Annotated in this window: 23 protein-coding genes; all 23 read right to left on the bottom strand. The window is 59.5% G+C overall.

The features are described 5' to 3' along the window. Window positions 1-72: 72 nt before the first annotated feature. Window positions 73-591 carry a lysis system spanin subunit gene (locus AC1RQB_RS16425; protein ID WP_063342665.1) on the bottom strand — a complete coding sequence of 173 codons (519 nt, stop codon included), beginning with the start codon at window positions 589-591 and terminating at the stop codon, window positions 73-75. After that, the gene (locus tag AC1RQB_RS16430) at window positions 573-1,136 is read right to left on the bottom strand and encodes a glycoside hydrolase family 19 protein (RefSeq protein ID WP_063342664.1); all 564 of its coding nucleotides are present in this window, start codon (window positions 1,134-1,136) and stop codon (window positions 573-575) included. The genes AC1RQB_RS16425 and AC1RQB_RS16430 overlap by 19 nt, the downstream gene beginning before the upstream one ends. Before the next feature lie 10 nt (window positions 1,137-1,146). Beyond that, entirely contained in the window at window positions 1,147-1,344 is a 198-nt protein-coding gene (locus tag AC1RQB_RS16435; RefSeq protein ID WP_081235278.1) for a hypothetical protein, read from the bottom strand. 12 nt (window positions 1,345-1,356) lie between these two features. Further along, window positions 1,357-2,565, bottom strand: coding sequence for a carbohydrate binding domain-containing protein (locus AC1RQB_RS16440; RefSeq protein ID WP_063342663.1), 1,209 nt, complete (start codon window positions 2,563-2,565; stop codon window positions 1,357-1,359). 106 nt (window positions 2,566-2,671) lie between these two features. Further along, window positions 2,672-3,118, bottom strand: coding sequence for a phage tail assembly chaperone (locus AC1RQB_RS16445; RefSeq protein ID WP_063342662.1), 447 nt, complete (start codon window positions 3,116-3,118; stop codon window positions 2,672-2,674). Next, window positions 3,119-4,015 (bottom strand): gp53-like domain-containing protein, encoded by an 897-nt coding sequence (locus AC1RQB_RS16450; RefSeq protein WP_063342661.1) that lies wholly within the window; start codon window positions 4,013-4,015, stop codon window positions 3,119-3,121. A gap of 85 nt (window positions 4,016-4,100) precedes the next feature. Then, window positions 4,101-4,673 (bottom strand): tail fiber assembly protein, encoded by a 573-nt coding sequence (locus tag AC1RQB_RS16455; RefSeq protein ID WP_063342660.1) that lies wholly within the window; start codon window positions 4,671-4,673, stop codon window positions 4,101-4,103. 7 nt (window positions 4,674-4,680) lie between these two features. Beyond that, a complete protein-coding gene (locus AC1RQB_RS16460; protein ID WP_063342659.1) occupies window positions 4,681-5,721 on the bottom strand; it encodes a hypothetical protein in 1,041 nt (346 codons plus the stop codon). A gap of 137 nt (window positions 5,722-5,858) precedes the next feature. After that, entirely contained in the window at window positions 5,859-6,374 is a 516-nt protein-coding gene (locus tag AC1RQB_RS16465) for a hypothetical protein (protein WP_063342658.1), read from the bottom strand. Further along, window positions 6,371-7,519, bottom strand: coding sequence for a hypothetical protein (locus AC1RQB_RS16470; protein ID WP_063342657.1), 1,149 nt, complete (start codon window positions 7,517-7,519; stop codon window positions 6,371-6,373). Before AC1RQB_RS16470 ends, AC1RQB_RS16465 begins: the two co-directional genes overlap by 4 nt. Window positions 7,520-7,530: 11 nt before the next feature. Continuing rightward, window positions 7,531-8,130 carry a YmfQ family protein gene (locus AC1RQB_RS16475; protein ID WP_063342656.1) on the bottom strand — a complete coding sequence of 200 codons (600 nt, stop codon included), beginning with the start codon at window positions 8,128-8,130 and terminating at the stop codon, window positions 7,531-7,533. Continuing rightward, window positions 8,118-9,161, bottom strand: a complete 1,044-nt coding sequence (locus AC1RQB_RS16480) for a baseplate J/gp47 family protein (RefSeq protein WP_063342655.1) — start codon at window positions 9,159-9,161, stop codon at window positions 8,118-8,120. Before AC1RQB_RS16480 ends, AC1RQB_RS16475 begins: the two co-directional genes overlap by 13 nt. Continuing rightward, window positions 9,151-9,549 carry a phage GP46 family protein gene (locus tag AC1RQB_RS16485; RefSeq protein WP_063342654.1) on the bottom strand — a complete coding sequence of 133 codons (399 nt, stop codon included), beginning with the start codon at window positions 9,547-9,549 and terminating at the stop codon, window positions 9,151-9,153. Before AC1RQB_RS16485 ends, AC1RQB_RS16480 begins: the two co-directional genes overlap by 11 nt. Then, window positions 9,549-10,058 (bottom strand): phage baseplate assembly protein V, encoded by a 510-nt coding sequence (locus AC1RQB_RS16490; RefSeq protein WP_063342653.1) that lies wholly within the window; start codon window positions 10,056-10,058, stop codon window positions 9,549-9,551. The genes AC1RQB_RS16485 and AC1RQB_RS16490 overlap by 1 nt, the downstream gene beginning before the upstream one ends. A gap of 135 nt (window positions 10,059-10,193) precedes the next feature. Then, window positions 10,194-11,237: a phage baseplate assembly protein gene (locus AC1RQB_RS16495; RefSeq protein ID WP_063342652.1), complete on the bottom strand. Its 1,044-nt coding sequence runs from the start codon at window positions 11,235-11,237 to the stop codon at window positions 10,194-10,196. Between the two features lie 3 nt (window positions 11,238-11,240). After that, window positions 11,241-12,479, bottom strand: a complete 1,239-nt coding sequence (locus AC1RQB_RS16500; protein WP_063342651.1) for a DNA circularization protein — start codon at window positions 12,477-12,479, stop codon at window positions 11,241-11,243. Beyond that, window positions 12,466-14,238 (bottom strand): phage tail tape measure protein, encoded by a 1,773-nt coding sequence (locus tag AC1RQB_RS16505; RefSeq protein ID WP_063342650.1) that lies wholly within the window; start codon window positions 14,236-14,238, stop codon window positions 12,466-12,468. Before AC1RQB_RS16505 ends, AC1RQB_RS16500 begins: the two co-directional genes overlap by 14 nt. Next, window positions 14,238-14,420: a hypothetical protein gene (locus AC1RQB_RS16510; RefSeq protein ID WP_063342649.1), complete on the bottom strand. Its 183-nt coding sequence runs from the start codon at window positions 14,418-14,420 to the stop codon at window positions 14,238-14,240. Before AC1RQB_RS16510 ends, AC1RQB_RS16505 begins: the two co-directional genes overlap by 1 nt. Continuing rightward, the gene (locus AC1RQB_RS16515; RefSeq protein WP_007907223.1) at window positions 14,366-14,662 is read right to left on the bottom strand and encodes a phage tail assembly protein; all 297 of its coding nucleotides are present in this window, start codon (window positions 14,660-14,662) and stop codon (window positions 14,366-14,368) included. The genes AC1RQB_RS16510 and AC1RQB_RS16515 overlap by 55 nt, the downstream gene beginning before the upstream one ends. Continuing rightward, entirely contained in the window at window positions 14,659-15,006 is a 348-nt protein-coding gene (locus AC1RQB_RS16520; protein ID WP_007907215.1) for a phage tail tube protein, read from the bottom strand. Before AC1RQB_RS16520 ends, AC1RQB_RS16515 begins: the two co-directional genes overlap by 4 nt. A 67-nt stretch (window positions 15,007-15,073) precedes the next feature. Beyond that, on the bottom strand, window positions 15,074-16,570 hold the full coding sequence (locus AC1RQB_RS16525) for a phage tail sheath subtilisin-like domain-containing protein (RefSeq protein ID WP_063342648.1): 1,497 nt from the start codon (window positions 16,568-16,570) through the stop codon (window positions 15,074-15,076). Beyond that, the gene (locus tag AC1RQB_RS16530) at window positions 16,570-16,752 is read right to left on the bottom strand and encodes a DUF2635 domain-containing protein (RefSeq protein WP_007907211.1); all 183 of its coding nucleotides are present in this window, start codon (window positions 16,750-16,752) and stop codon (window positions 16,570-16,572) included. The genes AC1RQB_RS16525 and AC1RQB_RS16530 overlap by 1 nt, the downstream gene beginning before the upstream one ends. After that, the gene (locus tag AC1RQB_RS16535) at window positions 16,749-17,333 is read right to left on the bottom strand and encodes a phage tail terminator protein (protein ID WP_063342647.1); all 585 of its coding nucleotides are present in this window, start codon (window positions 17,331-17,333) and stop codon (window positions 16,749-16,751) included. Before AC1RQB_RS16535 ends, AC1RQB_RS16530 begins: the two co-directional genes overlap by 4 nt. Window positions 17,334-17,429: the final 96 nt, after the last annotated feature.

Genomic DNA, 17,429 nt, shown 5'->3' on the forward strand with positions numbered 1-17,429 from the left:
CCTGATCGAGCGGAATGAGGCCTACCGTACACGAGCCGATCACGCTTGCAAGGTTCAGGATCGATCAAAATGTTAGCGAGCGAGGGCTCTGACATAGGCCTGGCATGCCTGCAGGGCAATCAGTCCGCGGTCGCCTGCGTCGGTGATGGCGATAATTCGCTGAGCATGCGCCGGGTCAAGTCGGGCTCGCGGGGCGTCATGATCCACGCTGCCGGTGCCGGAGGCGGTTGGCACTGCACGGGTTGAGGCAGCGTCATTGGTATCGAGGAGGACTGACAGGCGCACATCAGCAGTGGCAAGACGATCGCGCAGGCGACCTTGATCACGTTCGGCATCGCTAAGTGCTCGATAATGGGTTTGCTCACTGGCCGACAGCCGTTGTTCCAGGGCCAGACGTTTGTTCTGTTCAGCCTGTTGCTCGGTGGCCGCCGTTAGTGTCAGTTGATTAAGGGTCTCGGCGTGCAGCCAGGCCTGCTCCGCCAGTTGCCGGCCGTAGCGCCAATTCTGAGACTGCCAGGCCAGCGCCGCCGAACAACCGGCCAGCACCAGCAGACCGATCAGTCGCCAGCCGATCAGACCGAAGGCTGGCATAACACCGCCCTCGCCCGCGCCCAGATTTCCAGACGATCCTGCAAGCCGTTCAACCCACCATTGATACGGCGGGTGATGCTGTTGAACTGATCGCGGTCGGCCAATTCATTCAAACCGTTCCGCTCCCAGAACCATGCTGCTGATTCAGCGGCCCATTGGGGTTGTTCCAGCAGTTCAGGCAGAGACAGCAGACGTTCATCGCCGAACAGGCCAAGGCTGCATTGCCGGTAGTTGCTGCGGCCGGTGATCTGGATCAGGCCGCGGCCACGGTATTTTTGACCGTCGCCGTCGGGTTCAGGGGTGTTGCCCAAGCGGGCGGCCAGAGTGCCGGTGTCGTATTTGCTCAGGTATTGAATGCTGCCCAGTTCACGTACGTACTGTAATTGACCCGATTCGTGACCGACTTGCGCGAGGAAGGCGGCGATGCGTTTTGGGGTGTTGATGTTGCGGCGGGTCATGGCGGTGTTGAGGGCGGAAATGAAAACGCCCGCTTGGTGGCGGGCGTTAGGCATAACGATCTGTAGTTGTTGCTGCGTAACGGTCATAGAACCCCAATCAGATAATCCGTTTAAGAAAACCGAAAACACTTTGCTCTGTTCCCTTGCTTCCCTGCAGCGATTCCATCGGCAAAAGCTCACCTCCCGATGAAACCCAGTCCAGATAATCAAGCCAGTCTCGATTATCCGGATCTTGAGGAATAAAGGCTGAGTCAGAAAGACGAAGTACGCCGTTGGCGGTTAGTTGATAGCTCATCGTGTTCGATTCCTATAGTTCAGCGTCAGCTGTCCATTCAAGCTGTAACGTTTGACCCGGCACGCTTCCGACGGCGGTAACTGTTGCAAACGACATGCTTCGATTCGTCAGGCTTTGAAGGGTCGTCCCTGTGCAGACCCTGCCCAGCGTCAGGTTCCAGACCTGACTGCTGTTTTCTCCAGGACAAAACGCCAACACAGTTGGCTGAGCCCTTTTCTGTACCAGGAAGCCAATCGTCATTCCATATTGACCGGTATTCCCTGCCGGGATCTGAGTAAAGGTCGACAAGCACGTATTTGAACCATTACCTGCTTGCACCGGGAGCCAGGTATTAAAAGACTTTTCGTAATACCGCTGACAATTGATCAGCTCTTGGGCCGCCGTGCGATATTCAAACGGCGTCGCAATTGGCCCCTCTTCGAGCTGGACCTGCGCCAGATCAACCGTTTGCAATGCGTTCAGCGGCAAGTCGAAGGCCAGGCGCAAATAGTCACCGTTGGTGTTACCCAACATTTTTCCGGCGAGCGAGGGGACCTGGAAGGTCGTGGTATACAGAGCCCATGAAGTTGTCAGCAGAAAATCACCGACGTTTTTTTCAACAGATTCCGAACCGCTCGGTCCGAAGTACTGGGCAATGCTTACCTTCAATGGACGTGCCGCATCGGATTTCGCCCAGAAGGACACTGTGGCGGTTTTTCCGGCCAGGGTTCTGACCGATTCGATGTTCTGGGAAATCTTGTGAATAGTAGCGCCGGCGCCGGCAGTCACTTGTTGCCACCGAAGAAAGTATCGTGGTTCATCCGGCACTTCGGTTTGCCCCAATACAAAACCCTGTCGGGAAATATTGACCCCGGCATTTCCGTTCCAGTCGCAACGGAAACGATCAGCCACGTACCCTCCCGTGTTAGGCGCAAGGTTCGCAGCACCGCGCTGCCAAATATCAAAACCACCGTTAATCAGCAGGTTTCTACGATAGACCTGAACCGGAAAATGTTGCAGGGGGTCAGGTTTCGAGAGTTGCCTGATCGCCATTGCCAGTTGATTGTTCTGATCTTCTGTCGGAGTTAAACCCGCTTCATTAATCGCGCTCAAAATCTCTTGTGTAACAGCATTCCCCCAACTTGCAGGAATTAGCGAACCCGGGGTCCCGGCGATCGGATCTTCGTCCACAAACTGTCCGTTAACCATCCCGGCGCTGGGTACGCTCTTTGGATAATCCATTTGTTTTGATTCCTGTATTACCTGACAAAGCCCAGCGCACGCATGTCAAAACGCTCAGAAATAACGCGTTGGCAGATGTATGACCGGTAGTGATATTCAGGTCGTGTCAAAGATATCCAGCCAGCCAAAGTGGCGTACCGGGTCGATGCTCGCTGAAAGGAAAGAATGACCCTTGCGGCCAATCCCGAAGTGCACGGCGATAGGCCTGCAATTCGGCGTATTGATCGGTACTCAATGTGGTGCCGCCGCCGTCCTCCAGCTCGTCCCTGTCGCGGGCGACCATACTGTCAGTGGCCGATAACTGGCTATCACGCCAAAGACGCTCGGCCTTCGCGGCTTCCTCCGGCGCAAGGGGTGGTGTATCCACAAGGACGGGATAGCCGTTATCGGCCCGCACCGAAATCATTTTCGGGGTTACAGCCAACTGTTGGAGTAACGAAATCCAATAAGCCTGAGGGATTTCTATGACATCGGAAGGGATATCCGACGCATTGATTCCTGGAACATAAACACCACAGGTACTTGCGCTAAACAAAACATTGAACGCGTTCATTCAATAGCCCTTTGCAAAATAATTCACGCTCCATCCCGCTTGCACTTGACCGGAAAAACTCCGGACTTTCAGGCGGCAGCCCTGTTTGGTCCCGGTGCCCCCAATCAGAATGACCATCGCCCCGTCGCCGCCCACGTGGGTGGCCACAAGCGAAGAAAAAGACGTCGGGAACGAGATAGGGAAAGTGATATAGACATCGCCATTGGCATCCGTGGTGCCAACGCCCCATTGTTCAATGTTGCCACTGGGATACTTTTGGTAACCGACGTTGCCGTAGACGCCGGAGAAGGACGAAGCGTACTTGTCGCTGACCGAGCCTCCATACAGGCGCCACTCGCTACCCAGTTTGATGAAGTGAGCGGAATCACCGAGGCCGAGCTTGACCGGCCCGAACGTGCCGTTACAGGTCTCGATGAGTTCGACGCCAGCCGGGTTGATGGTCAGCACGCCGTTTCCGGCGTTGATGACATGGATCGTGCTGGCATGGGCAAGTCCATTGATGGACGGCAACGTCGCCGTGATCGGCGTGGCGCTGGCAAAACTCGCCACCCCGCCCACGTTGGCCGCGGTCAGCGCAGCGCTCGCGGGAAAGACGTTGAAACCTGAAAACTGTAGACCGCTGCGGGTCACAAATTCAGTGGTGGCGACCGACTGATCGCTGTCGAACTGTGGCGCAGTCACAAACAGTTTGTTACTGCGCAACGCCGTCAACAGTTGATCGTTACTCGCCTCTGACGGTTTGATACCGGCAGCTTCGATAATCTTCAACAACTCCAGCGTGACACCGTTTCCCCAGCTGGCTGGGATCAAAGAACCCGGAGTCCCAGTGATCAGGTTTTCATCGACAAACTTGCCGTCCACCAGACCGGCGCTGGGAACGCTATTGGGATAATCCACGGTATATCCTTCCGTTGGTATTTTGCAGGCAGCCGCGTGCTGGCAACACAAGACTGCACTTGCAGTTATTAATAAGTTTCAGGGCTTATACGGCCAGGACGCTGACAGGTGAAGCTGGCCAGTCAATGATCAGCGGAAAGTCCGGTTGCTGTTCAATGTTCATCAACTTGAGCGTATAGCGTTTCCACTCTTGCAGAGTGGCCAGTTGAACATTGGTGGCCTCGCCCAGTTCATAGGCGTATTGCAGTGGTGCGACGCGAATAACCACCTCACGCAGACGATTGTCTCGCTCGGCACCGGCTTGAGCGGTTTTGCCTGTTCGTTCGGCAGCCAAGTCCAGCGCCCAGTCATCATTGAGCCAAACATAGTATTCGCCGGGGCGAGGTTTGACGGTCAGATAGTCAGGCAACGGGCCCAACTCGTACCAGAATTTAAGGTCACCCGTGTCTTTGCGATACACCGGGCGGTTGCGCAAATCGATCAGTTGCGAAACGGCACCGTTACGCCAAACCCATACATAACCGGTTTCGGCGGGTGGCAGAATTTCAGGCAACTCGATCGCATTGCCCGGCAATACAACGCCCATACCAGGAATGACCGGCAACTCGACGGGACCGGTCAACTCTTGAGAACTTTCATTTAAATAGTAATAAGCCATATGCCCCTCAAATCAGTTTCAATCGACCTGGATAAGCAATGTTTCTGGGGCGAGTCATCCCCCAGTAAGTACTGCCCAGATTCTCGGTCATGGTGGCCGATACGTAGTAACAGAGACCGGTAAAGGTTGTTGGGTCAGCCCCTACTGTCGCGATGTTGGCAATCCCCTGAACCGCTGGAGCGGCGCCGTTATCACCCGTGATGTTGGTACCCATCTGCCAGGTGCCGGCTGCGCGCGCAGTATCGACACCGCGTTGTTCATCGAGAACGCGGACAAACTCACCTCGAACTTCCGGGGCGCGGAACGTCTTGATCCCATCGCCACTGCTCCAACCTCCGGCGCGGTCGACTTCTGCACGCAACATTCCGGACTGAACGGCGTGATCCCAAAGCCAGGGCCATTCGGAGCGAAGAAACTCCCTGCCGTTCAACGCGCCATAACCGCCGGGACTGAACGCGGTTGTCGTCTCAAGAACAATCCTTCCCAATGACGTTGCATCGAAGCGCCCGACGGGCCACCAATTGCTCGCTCCATCGCTTCGTAAGTGCCACCAATCACCCGCCCCCATCAAAACCAGAAACGGGTATCCGTTTGGCGACAAATGAGTGTGGAACTTGATTCGATCATTACCCGAGGCCTGTACTACCAAGCGGTTAACACTGTTGTCAGTCCGTCGAACAACGACATCCCGAACACCTGACAACGAACTCGCTGCCGGCAGGGAAACAGTCGTCTCCGTCGCACTGGCGTTAATCAGTACCAGCCCCAACTCTTCTGGCATCAACACCTTTGATGTCGATACTTCAGTCACCCGCGAAGACATGGGACTGGCCAGATTCAGGAGCGTCTTCAAGGCTGCCAACAATTGGTCGTTAACACCCTCGGATGGCGTCATTCCGGCCGCTGTAACAACAGCCAGAAGCTCTTCGGTCACACTGTTTCCCCACACCGCCGGAATCAACGATCCCGGCGTCCCGGCGACGGGGTTTTCATCGACGAACCGGCCATTGACCAGTCCGACGCTGGGGACGCTTTTTGGATAATCCATACGTCTTTCGTTCCTCTGAAATAACAAATGAACCGTATCGATGCGGTTGTCGGTGCACCCTCATCCACGATTTTTTCTGGAAATAAAAAAGCCCACATTGAAGTGGGCTTAGGTCAAGCAGAACGAAGGGCTAGCGGCTAGTCGGCCTGACCGCTGGCGAGTTCTCGAATGGCCAGCAAGGCCTCATCGCCGACACTACGGGCCAGATCGATCTTGCCCTTGGCCGCGTGCGCGCGGATTTGCGTTTTGGCCTTGAGGCGCACTGTGCGCAGGGTCAGCAGGTTGTCGCTCAGCTGTGCGGCTTTGCTCAGGATCTGCTCGGCGGCCTGTTTGGCCGTCCGGCCTTTAACGACCCATGCGGAGACGGCCAGCGGCACGTCTTTTTTCGGGTAACCCGCATCCTGAAAAGCTTGGGCGTCGACGGCGGCCTGGGCGTATTCCATGGCTTTGAGAGGATCACCGGCCAGAGCAGTGCGCGCGCTGTCTGCGGCAGCATCGACTTTGGCGCACAGGCGTTCGGTTTCATGTTGTTCCAGCAGGGCGACTTTCGCGGCATCAACCACCCATTTTTCACCGTCCCAATCATGGGCTGCAGAAGGCTGCGCAGGACGTAGTCCGTCCTCGAACTGATGAAGCTCTTGAATAACATTCATCGAATCAACTCCCAAGAAAGACTGACATTGACTGCCGCCGAGAAGTTGACCGCGATTCCAGTGGCGTAATCAGACACGGGGTGGTTTTTGATCCCCATACTGAACAGCAATTCATCGCTGACGGCGCTGGTCGAACCGAGCATGTGTTCGGCCTGGTAGGACTGCCACAACGAGCGCAATTGCAAATGGTCGAAACTGGCGGTCAGGGTCGTGACCGTGGCGTCGTTGACAAAGTTATTGGTAAAGATCACGCACGGCATCGGGTTCGTCCAACCACCATCGTGATTGGAGCTTGTGGTCAGCGCCGGTGAGAGAAAGCAGTAGTTGCCGCCAACCCAACCCGTTGGCGCAAACGACACCCCAGTGATCTCGGTCGCCGAAGGCGTCGGGTTCCCCACCACCAGACGTGCCGCCCGGGCATGAGGATCCAGAGGCAGGTAAACCACACCGCTGCCGTTGACGGTTTGCGTCCACGCCAATCGGTTACGGTTGTAGATCGGCCTGACGACCGGAACGGACCCCGGTGCTCCCGTCATCACCCAGGCAATGCAGATGTCCAGCGGCGTGGATTGAAAACCGCCCCCCGCTCCGCCATTGACAGCGCCCTTCAGACCTTCGGGCGCGACGTCATAGATTGTTCCTCGTTGCATGTAGAACGTCAGCGCACCACCGATCACCTGCGCCCGCAGGAAGTAGCTGGAGGTCGCCAACAAATCACTGCTCCACGCTTGGGTGGTAAACGTCCGCGCCCTGCCCAACTGTCCCGCGACGACTTCCTGCCCAATGCTGACCAATACCCCCGCCGGAATCGACACCCGGCCGCCGCTGGTCGAAACTGCCGCCGGGGTTACCGCCAAACGCCCATCCGCCGTAGCCACCGTGGCCGACGGCAACGAGCCGATCGGCAATGCCGAATCCAGATTCCAGCCCTTGGCGGACACGCTCTGAATTGCTTGCAGCAACTGATCGTACTTCGTCTCATCCGGCATCAAATCCCCGGCCTTGATGACGTTCACAATCTCCTGCGTAACCCCATTCCCCCAATCCGCCGGAATCAACGACCCCGGCGTCCCGGTCAGCGGGTTCTCATCCACAAACTTCCCATTCACCAACCCGGCGCTGGGCACACTTTTCGGATAATCCATCTCTCTATTCCCTAGTCATAATTGATGTGCACCTTGGTGTGCGCCGGTGCGCTGCGGTGGATCAGGCATTCCAGTGCCGAGCCCGGGTTCACGCCAAATCGTTCGCCCCAATAACTCGCGCCAAAGCGTCGCCCCAGCAGCAATCGCCCACCGGTGTTGAGCGTCCACATGAACTGCGCTTCCCAAGTGCCCCAGTGCGCCGCACCGAAACGCGAGCGCCCCATGCGTGGCGCTTCCAGTTCGGTGATGGTGGCGTTCGGGTAGCCCTGGCTTTTGGCGATTTCGAGGTAGTAGCCGACGGCCTGGCTGCCGACCGCGAGCAGACGTCGGCGTACTGCAAGACGACGGTCGTCGAACAATGGCGTAGCGCCGAGGCACGGGTCGGGCAGGTTCATCACCCGCTCCCAGTCCGGCACCAGTTCGCTGACGCCGGCCGGGTCCATTTCGTTGAGCAGGTCGGCGGCGCGGGCGTCCAGGCGCGCCAATTCCTGAGCGACGCCTTCGAGCACTTCTTCAAGTTCCGGCACTCGCTCAGGGTCCCAGGCCGGGCCGCTGGGCAGCAGGCTGCGCAGTTGGGCGTGGTATTGCGCGGCGGTTCTTATGCCCTCCATACACAACCTCCGAAAGTCACCAGCTCATTGGGTGCAGCTTCCACATCAGCGACGGGCGAGATGAGCGTGTGGTCGTTTTCGCCGCTGGTGCTGCTGATCGCTTCACGGATGTGACTGATCAACAACTTCTGGCCGAGGTCGGCTTCGCGGTTGTGCAGGTCGCGCAGTTGCGCTTCGACGGCGGCGCGTATGGCGCTGGTGTCGGGGGTCAATGTCAGGCGATAGGTGACCGGAACCTGCACTGGCGGGCGCACATGTACTTCGGCGGTGACGGGGCGCAGTGGCTCGATGTAGGCCTGGACTTCGGCCAGTTGCTCTTCATTCGGCACCGGTTGCGGATCGTCGTCACGCATGATGTACAGGCCGACCGTCCCCGGCCCCAGAAAGCCGCCACGACACCAGGCGCGGGTTACACCCGGGCATTCAAGCGCCCAGGTTTCATAGTCCTGGGCCGAACCGCCATGGGGGATGATGCGGTAGGAGCGGATCACCCGCGCACGCATCGACTCCAGGCTTTCCCGCGCCACACCGCCGTTCAATCCCGGCGCCAGCACGGTAAAGCTATTGCCGACAATGCCGGCAATCGGCTGCACCGGAATCAGCGTCATGCCAGCCTCAGCATTGCCCAGGCTGCCGGCCTCGAGCGCGGCGATGGTGGTGCTGTTGAGGCCATTGCTGGTGGTGCGCGCGGCGGTCACTTTGTAGGTGCGACCGTCGCTCGATTGCAGCAGGGTGTCGACGTCCAGCACGGCACCAGCGCTGGCGGTAAAACTGACACTGCCGCTGGCCGCTTGTGCGGCTTTGCGCGGCTGGTTCAGACGCAGTGCGGCGATCCGTTCGAGGGTCGATTCATCGGCCTTGTCCGGGAGGATCTGCTCGGCGATCCAGTCCAGATAGCCGTACAGGCCATAGGCGGCGCCACCGAGGGTGCGGGCCAGCACTTGCGCATCGGACTGGCGCAGCGAATCGCTGGCCAGGTCGCTTTGGGTGCGCTTGATCAGCACCGGCAGCGAAGGGGTTTCAAACGGCATAGATCACCTGCCAACTGTTATCAGGGTTGATGTCCAGGCGTTCACCGTCGGCCAGGGTCAGGACCGTGCGCAGGTTCAGGCGCTGGGCGTCGAGGCGTTCGCTGGTGATGTCGATGGCGCTGCAATGGCCGTCATCGATCAGCCATTGCAGGGCTTCGCGGGCATAGAACTCGGCGTCCATCTGGGTTTGTCGGGTCAGCTTGACCCGGCGCAACAGCCACAGGCGCGAACCGATGCGGTCGTCGGCAACGGTAGGAAAAGTGTCGCCCCACCAGCCGAAACGTTCTTCGTCATCGAGGGCATCGTCATCGGCGGCGCGACGCCAGGTGAACAGGCTGATCAGCACTGAGCGGGTCAGTGCCGCATGCAGGTTTTGGCTGATGAACATCACTGCCCTCCTGCCGGTACGCCGGTCTGGCCGTTGCCTGCTTGAACGCCGACATGCACGTGTTTGATCTGGCTGATGCCGCCGGCAATCTGGTCGCCCTGGGAGACGATCTTGCCGGTCTGGTTGATGACCGGCGTGTCGATGTTCACCGCGCTGCTGGCGCGGATGTTCAGGGTGGCGGTTTCGATGTCGATGATCCGCCCGCGCTTGAAGTGAATTTTGTCGCCTTCATCGGTGTAGATCGCCACTTCACCAGCGGCCAGGGACTGCAGGCGATAGCGACGGTCGGCGACCACCAGCACGATGGCGTGAGAGCGATCACCGCCCAGAAAGGTGGCGATACCTTCGGCGCCGGCCAGCGGATTGCTGGTGAAACCGTAGGGTTCGAAGTGCTCCATATCGTCGTTCACTTCGCCGGCGGTGAGGCGCATTTGCAGCGATTGAAGCTTGGTGGCCGAGTTGGCGAGCACGACAGTGCCGCGCGCCAGGAGGCGTGTCAGTAGGCTCATTGGATTTTCCTTGAAGGCGACCGCCGCTCTTGTGGGAGCTGGCTTGCCTGCGAAAGCGGCGTATCAGTTACCTTGATGTTGAATGTGCCGCCGCCATCGCGGGCAAGCCCGCTCCCACAGGGTCGGGTGCCGGGCTCAGGCCTTTTTGGGAGGCTCGGGATTGGCGTCGAAGGTATGCGGCGGTGCGACTTGCAGGGTGGTGACCGAGCCCTGCGCCGACAGCGAGTAGGTCACCTTCGAGATCAACATGTCGTCATCGAACCCGAGTACCGGATCCTTGACCCTGACCAGCGTGTTGTGGCGCCACAAGTCGCCGTTCGACTGGCGCCAGCCTTGCACCTGGTAAGTGGTGGTCAACGCCTTGCCCACGCGGGTGGCGGCTTCCCAGTTGGCCCGTTGCAAGGCGAGATCGGGATTGATCTGCATGCCTTCGTTGATCACCGTGACCCGCCGACGTTTGTAGCTCAGGTCGGCGGACACCGATTCAACCTCGCTGACCGCTGCCCCGCTCTTCTTGTCGGTGCCCTTGTGCTGGCCGATCACCCGGTATTCGGAGAACACCTGGCTGTAATCCATTGGCGCGTTGGCCGACAGAATATTTTTGCCCAACTCCAGCGCATCGCTGGCCCGGCCACCACTGCCGGGCCGGGCCAGCACCAGCCGGCCCTGGGCATCATCGGTAGAAAACACCCGGAACAAGGTCAGCAAGCGGTCGATGGATTGAAATACCGTTTCCCCCGGCACGATGGTGTGACTGCTGAGCCGGGCAGTCTCGGGAATTTCGCTGACCACAAAGACCTTGTAGGTGATCGCCAACGCTTCGACGATGCTCAACAGCGATTGCTCATGCCATTGATTCGGTCGGTTGGTCGCGGCGCAATCCACCAGATCCTGGGTGCAGGAACTGCCTTCAATGTTGAGGCTGATCTGCCGCCCGTCATAACTGATCGGGGCCTTGAACACATACCCGGTCAGCACCAGATCCTGGCCGATGCGCACTTCACAGGCGTCACCGGGCTGGATCCGTTTGTCCACGGTCTGCCCCGGCCATTGCCAGGTGATGTTGAGTTTAAAGGTGCGGAACTGACGCTCCAGATCCGCAGTGATTTCCAAGCTTTTCCAGCCACCGTATTCCAGGCCGCCGACGGTCAGGGTGACCCGGTTATCCATGTCGTTCATGGTTCACTCCCCGGAGACTTTCACATCGTTCGGCGGCAGGAACAACGGATGGGCAACACCGTTGCGTTGAGTCACTTCCGTGACCCGCGTGGCATCGGCAAATTGCCGATAGGCCACGACGACGGCAGGCAAGCTCTCCTGAAAGGATTTACTGACCAGCCGCACGCCGGACGACGCCACCGCCTTGAGGTGCGCATTCAAGTTCTGCTTCAGGTCATTGATGGCCTGATAGTGCGCGGGACTGGCCTTGTTCAGTGCCAGTTGGATCGCTTCGTTCAACTCCTTTTGCAACAACTGCAAATCGTCGGTGACCGGCACTTCCTGACGGGTGACCGGCTGCAGCGTCTGATGATCCAGCGACGGCTGCGACGTCAGTTTCACCGGCGTCGACGCCACCGGCATCGAGGCGACCCATTGCGCCACCTTCACCAGCAGCGTGTCCTGCACCAGATCGGCCATGGCTTGCGCCGCGGCCGTGGTGTCCTTGCCGGTGGTGAGCTTCGGAGCATCGGCCTTGCGGATGGCTTCGATCTGCTGGGAAACGTTGGCAATCACGCCACGATAGCCCTCCTTTGCGAAGTCCTTGAGTTCCTGAATATCGCCGAGCAAGCCCTTGAATTCCGCCACCACTTCCTTGGGCAATTCCTTGACTGCTTTGACCAGCTCGCTGATCTGCCGGTACTCCTCGATCAACGGTTTGAGCTGTTCCTGGATCACTTCATAGACCCCGGTCAGGCTGTTGCGCAGATTGGCGATGCCGATCCGCGCGGCCTTGATCAGGGTCATGGCCTGTTCGAAGCGCGCCACCGACGAGCCCAGCAGCGTGTCCGCCGATGACAGCAGCACCTTTTGCGTGCTGACCGTGGCCGTCGGAAATTGCAGCGGTTGATCGGGGTAGAACTTCAGGGCGAAAGTCACCAGCCCGCCGTCCTGGCGGGTGTGGGTCATGTCGCATTCACCAACCTTGACTTGCATCCGCCCCAACCACGGATGGACCAGTTCACCACTGCCCTGCTCCAACGCCTTGAGCAACTTGTCGCGCTGCTCCAGGCAATCGGCGCCGACGATGAATGCCGTCAGGTCGTGGATCTTCGCCTGCTGGCCAAGGCCCTCGAAAAACGGCTGGTCACGTTGCGGATACTCGTGCAACTGGCCCTTGTGGCCGACCGGGGTTTTCGCCTGATCGACCCAAAAACCGACACCGCGAAAGGATGCCGGCAACAAACGGTCACGCCAGTTCATTGGAACCTCCCAGAGACAGCGAGCGATAGCCGATGCGCGAATTGAGCGACAGCCCCGGTTGATTGGTTTGCGGTTGATCGGTGCGCAGCCCGGCCGGCGCGTTTTCGAAGCGCACGGTCAGGCCGCCTTCGAGTTGCGTGCGGTTGTTGGCGGCACTTTGCTGGATCAGGGCGCTGGAGGTTTGTGGCAACGAACCCTGCAACGCATTGCTGGCCGCTTGTGCAGGGCCTGCACCGAAGAATGCTGGTGCCAGTTCACCCTTGCCTTCGGCATTGGTCTGACGCTGCGCTTGGGTCAGGGTTTCGACTTTGCCGGTGACGTTGGCGATCAACCCGGCGAAGCCACCGTCGAACAGTTCCTTGATCGGCGCGATCACGGTTTGCAGCTTCTGCCACAACTCGCCGAACCACTCGGTGATCGGCCCCCAGTGCTTGATGATCTGCTCCAGCGGTTTCCATTCGAACAGGTTGTGCAGGAAGTCCAGCATCGGCGCGGCCAGTGCCTGGACCACGCCCCACAGCGCCGAAAACACTTCGCTGACCGGCTGCCAGTACATCGCGATCTGCTCCAGTGGCGACCATTCGAACAGGCCCGTGAAGAAGCCTTTGACCTGTTGCACCGACGCTTGCAGCGCGGCCCAGATTGGTTCGAAGAAGGTGACGACACCGCCCCAGGCACTGGCGATCATCTCCATCGGAAAGAAATCGAACAACGTACTCAGGACGTCGCTGGTGATCTGCGCTGCCGCTTGCAGCCTGGTCCACATCGGTTCGAAGAAACCGACGACACCGCCCCAGGCACTGTTGATCATTTCCATTGGCGAGAAGTCGAACAGGCCCCTGAGGAACGTCATCACCGGTACGCTCAAGGCCTTGAGCAATTCCCAGATCGCCGAAAACAATCCGGTCAACGGCCCCCAGTTATCCAGGATCATGCCGTACGGCGTCCACGAGAACAGCGCCTTGAAGAAATCGATCACCGGCGCCGTGACCGCTTTGACTTTGTCCCAGATCGCCGAGAAAAATCCGGCGACTGGTTGCCACAGCCCCGCCAGTGCATCCAGCGGTCGCCAGTCGAGCACCGATCGCAACAACGCCATGGCATTGGCCGCCGCGTTTTTCACCGCCTCCCATAACCCTGTGAAGAAAGCGGAAATCGGCGTCCAGTTGGCCACGATCAAACCTGCCGCTACGGCAATGCCCATGGCGATCAGCATGATCGGATTGGTCTTGAGCACCATGCTCATCAGGTCGAATACCTGGGTCGCGCCGGTCACGGCGGTTTGCATGGCCGAGAACGCAATCGCTCCCGCCGCCAATCCTTCGACCAGTTTCGGGTTGTCGTTGAGCAGGCTGCCGACCTGGGTCAGCATCGGCTCAAGCGCAACCACCAGCGTGCCGACCGCCGGCAGCAGCGCGGCATCCACGGCGGCCGAAACCTTTTCCATGGAAGCACTGAACACATTGAGATTCTGAGCGGCGGCTTTCGGTGCGGCGGGGATGTCGACGGTTTTTGCCGTCTCGCTGACCTCGGCCAGCTTGCCCTGGAATGCCGCCGCCGATTGGATGCCCTCCACGAACGGCGTGATCACGCTGCCGCCCTTGAACAGACCGCTAACATCCAGTTTGCCGAGGCCGGTCTGCTCCAGGTTTTTCCTGAAGCCTTCGACTTTTGCCCGAAGGGCGCCGAGTTTGGGGGACAGTTCGTCGATGCCCGTGAGCAGCACCGACGTTTTCTCTTTCGTTTCTGTGTCTGCCATCACTGCACCTGCATCGCATTGATCCGTTGCGCGTGCTCCAGCGATTCGCGGAGCACATCCAGTGGCCTGGCCATCATCTGTTCGGGGTCAACCTTCCAGAACCAGGCCAGGTCATAGGCGACTGCGATCAGGTCGGTGATGGCGCCGACGCCGCACTCATGAAAAAACTCGCGACGGCCCAACTCAGCGCGTTGAGGTCAGCCAGATCCAGCTGGTTGACCGACGACGGCGGGATGCCGGCGCACACGGCGATGTATTTGGCCGCGACGTCCATGTCGAGGCTGACCTCTTCGCTCTTGTCGATCTTGTACGGCAGCGCCTTGATCGCCCGCACTTCCTGCACCGTCGGACGGCGCAGGTTGAGTTCGGTCAAGGGCTCGCCGTGGGCTTCGATCGCCACTTGAAGCTTCACGGCGTTGCTCATTGCCAGGTCCCCTTGATGCCTTCGAATTTGAGTTCGATGGTGGCGTCATCGCCTTTGGATACCGGTTCTTCCACCAGGTAAGCGCCGGCCAGGACGTAGACTTTGCCGTTGCTGAATTCGCAGGTGACGGTCATGTCAGTGCCTGCGATCAGTTGCTTGAGCGGGAAGTCCGCGGTGTGCAGCGCCGTCACTTTGAACGACGGCGCGATGTCGGTTTCCTTGTAGAAGCCCGGTACGACGGTTTCCCGTTTAACGGCCATCAAGGGCGCTTCGCAGCCGCCGTTGATAGTCAGTTGAGCGCCGTCCACTTTGACGTAGCAGGTGCCCGCAATCAGTTGACCCATGGTGTTTCTCCCTTCAAATAAAAAGCCCACGCGAGGTGGGCCGAATTCACACAGTCAAAGGCAGCGATCAGGCTGCGTCGTCGTACTGCAGACGGAACTGGTTGAGCAGCGCGAACACGCGCAGACCGTTGATGTAATCCGGCGGGAACAGCACGTTGACCCGGCTCGGGTCCTGAACATCGCGCTCGACGATCAAGTGTTCGGCGAACAGCTCGGCGTTTTCCACGTGGCCTTCCAGTTCGAGCTTGGCGTACTGGGCGATCAGCTCACCGCGAATGGTGCTCGGGGTCACGATCGGCTGGCCGGCGCCGAAACGGGTGCCGTCGGAGGCCAGTTTGTGGCGACCGTATTTACTGGTGATCACGCTTTGCAGACGACGCACGATGAACGCCGACTGGTGCATGGTTTCGCTGTCCAGGTAAGAGTTGTCTGCCTGGCCGTAGGCGTTCTTCTGATAGGTGGTGATCGAACGCTGGATGCGCACATAGCCGCCTTCGTAGTACGCGGTGGCGATGCCGTAGTTGAGCAGCGACTGACGCTCGGTCAGAGTGAAACGCTCGCTCGCCGGTGCCGGGTCGAGACCAGGCAGGCTGCCGCTTTGAGTCGGACGGCTGGCGTCGGCAGAGATGAATACCGAAGTGCGCGCAGCCAATGCGGCGGCCTGCACCCAGAACGGTTGCGGTACGCCAGGCTCCAGCGCCTGAATGGTCATGTGCTGATCGTTACGCGCCTGACCGGCCGCCACCAGAGTACCGATGGTGCCGCGCTTGGCGCTGTAGACGTGACCGAACAATTGCTTGGCCCAGGACCAACGACCGGTGCTGTCATCCATGACGGCTTGCCAGGTGTTGAGGGTCGACAGATCCGACCACGGCATGCAGATGAACTCGAACGGTTCATCGCCCAGCGCCGCCACGGCGGCCACTTGATCGGGCACACCGGCGCCGCCGGTCATGGCAGCGATGGCCGACGTCAGGCCTGCCGGGGTTTCTTCGCCATTGCTCTTGCCCAGGCGATTGAATTGCAGGCTGATGTCGTTGCCGCTGTCGCCCGTCCATTTGGCGCTCAGGGTGACCACACCTTCGACCGCTGCCGCGCTGACCGGCAGATCGGCAGAGGCATTGATTTTCAGCGCCAGGGCTGTGGCCGCTTGCGCCGCAGTGGCACCGTTGACGATGGCCGCCTGAACACGAACGCCGCCGACGTAGAGGTTGAGCACACCGCTCTGAGTCGCCGCACCGGTCAGGGTCAGCACACCTTTGGCAATGCTGCCTTCAGTGTTGTGCAGCGGCAGGCACCAGATCTCGCCGATCGGGTCGGTCTTGCGCCAGGTTTCATACATCGAGGCGAGCATCGAGCCCTGGCCGCCAATGCTTTTGGCCAGCGCCACGCTGGACACCAACACCAGTTTGCCGACATCGGCCGGTGCAATGTTGTCGTTGACCTGAGCGACGATCAGGCGGCGCATGGCCGACGACGCGCTATTGGCGGCCGAGTTGTCCATTTCGGCATAGAACAGCGGAACACGAATGTCCGCGGGGATGTTGCTGAATCCGATCGCCATTATTTGGCTCCCTGTGGTTTCGCCGCTTTCACGGCTTTGGTAGTGATATCGCCATCGGCCAGACGTCGACGCCACCAGGCGTTGTCCGGCACTTCACGGCCCTCGAGGGGCAACAGATCGCCCGCTTCCGGGTCCGGCACGACACGGCCCGGGGCCGGCAGCACGGTGATGCGTTTGCTCATGGGGTTACGTCTCCAGAGAAAGTCAGTTCCAGGCGCCCGTCGGGGCCTGGGCGTTGCAGATTGGGGTCCGCCGGATCGATCGCATCGACCCGCACGGTGATCCCGGTAAAGGACGACAAACCGTCCAGTTCACGCTCGTGCCAGCTCTCCGCCGGTTGACCCGGCAGATTGCGGCCGAGCTGGAATTCGGCGAAAAAGCGCAGGCGATACAGCACGCGACTGCTGTTGATCGAAACCAGTTCGCCGCCGTCGTACTCAATGGCTTCGTAGTCGCCGCCGGGCTTGAAACCCACCAGTGCGCGCCATAGCTCGGCACGCAAATCGTGCAATTGATTCAGCGCTGCCGCGGCGTCCGTGGTGTCCAGCACCAAGGTCACTTCGAAGCGGTCGCGGATTGGTTGCAGCATCAGGTTTTGCGCCAGGCTCTTGCTCGCCACATCGGCGAGGGGCACCACATAAGCGCAAGGTGTTTGCAGCGGGGTGTTGGCTTGTAACGTGGCGAGGTCGATGCCGGCCGCGATGCGATTGGCCAGGGTCGGGCATTGCTCACGCAACTGCGTGATCAGGGCTGTGATCTTCATAAATCTTCACCGGGCAATAAAAAAACCCGTCGCGGCGGGTTTGAGTGAACGGTACTGGCCGTGGGAAACCCGCGTCCTTGCGGGTCAGTGCGGTCT

This window comes from Pseudomonas sp. GW822-FHT02E03, from assembly GCF_058802325.1.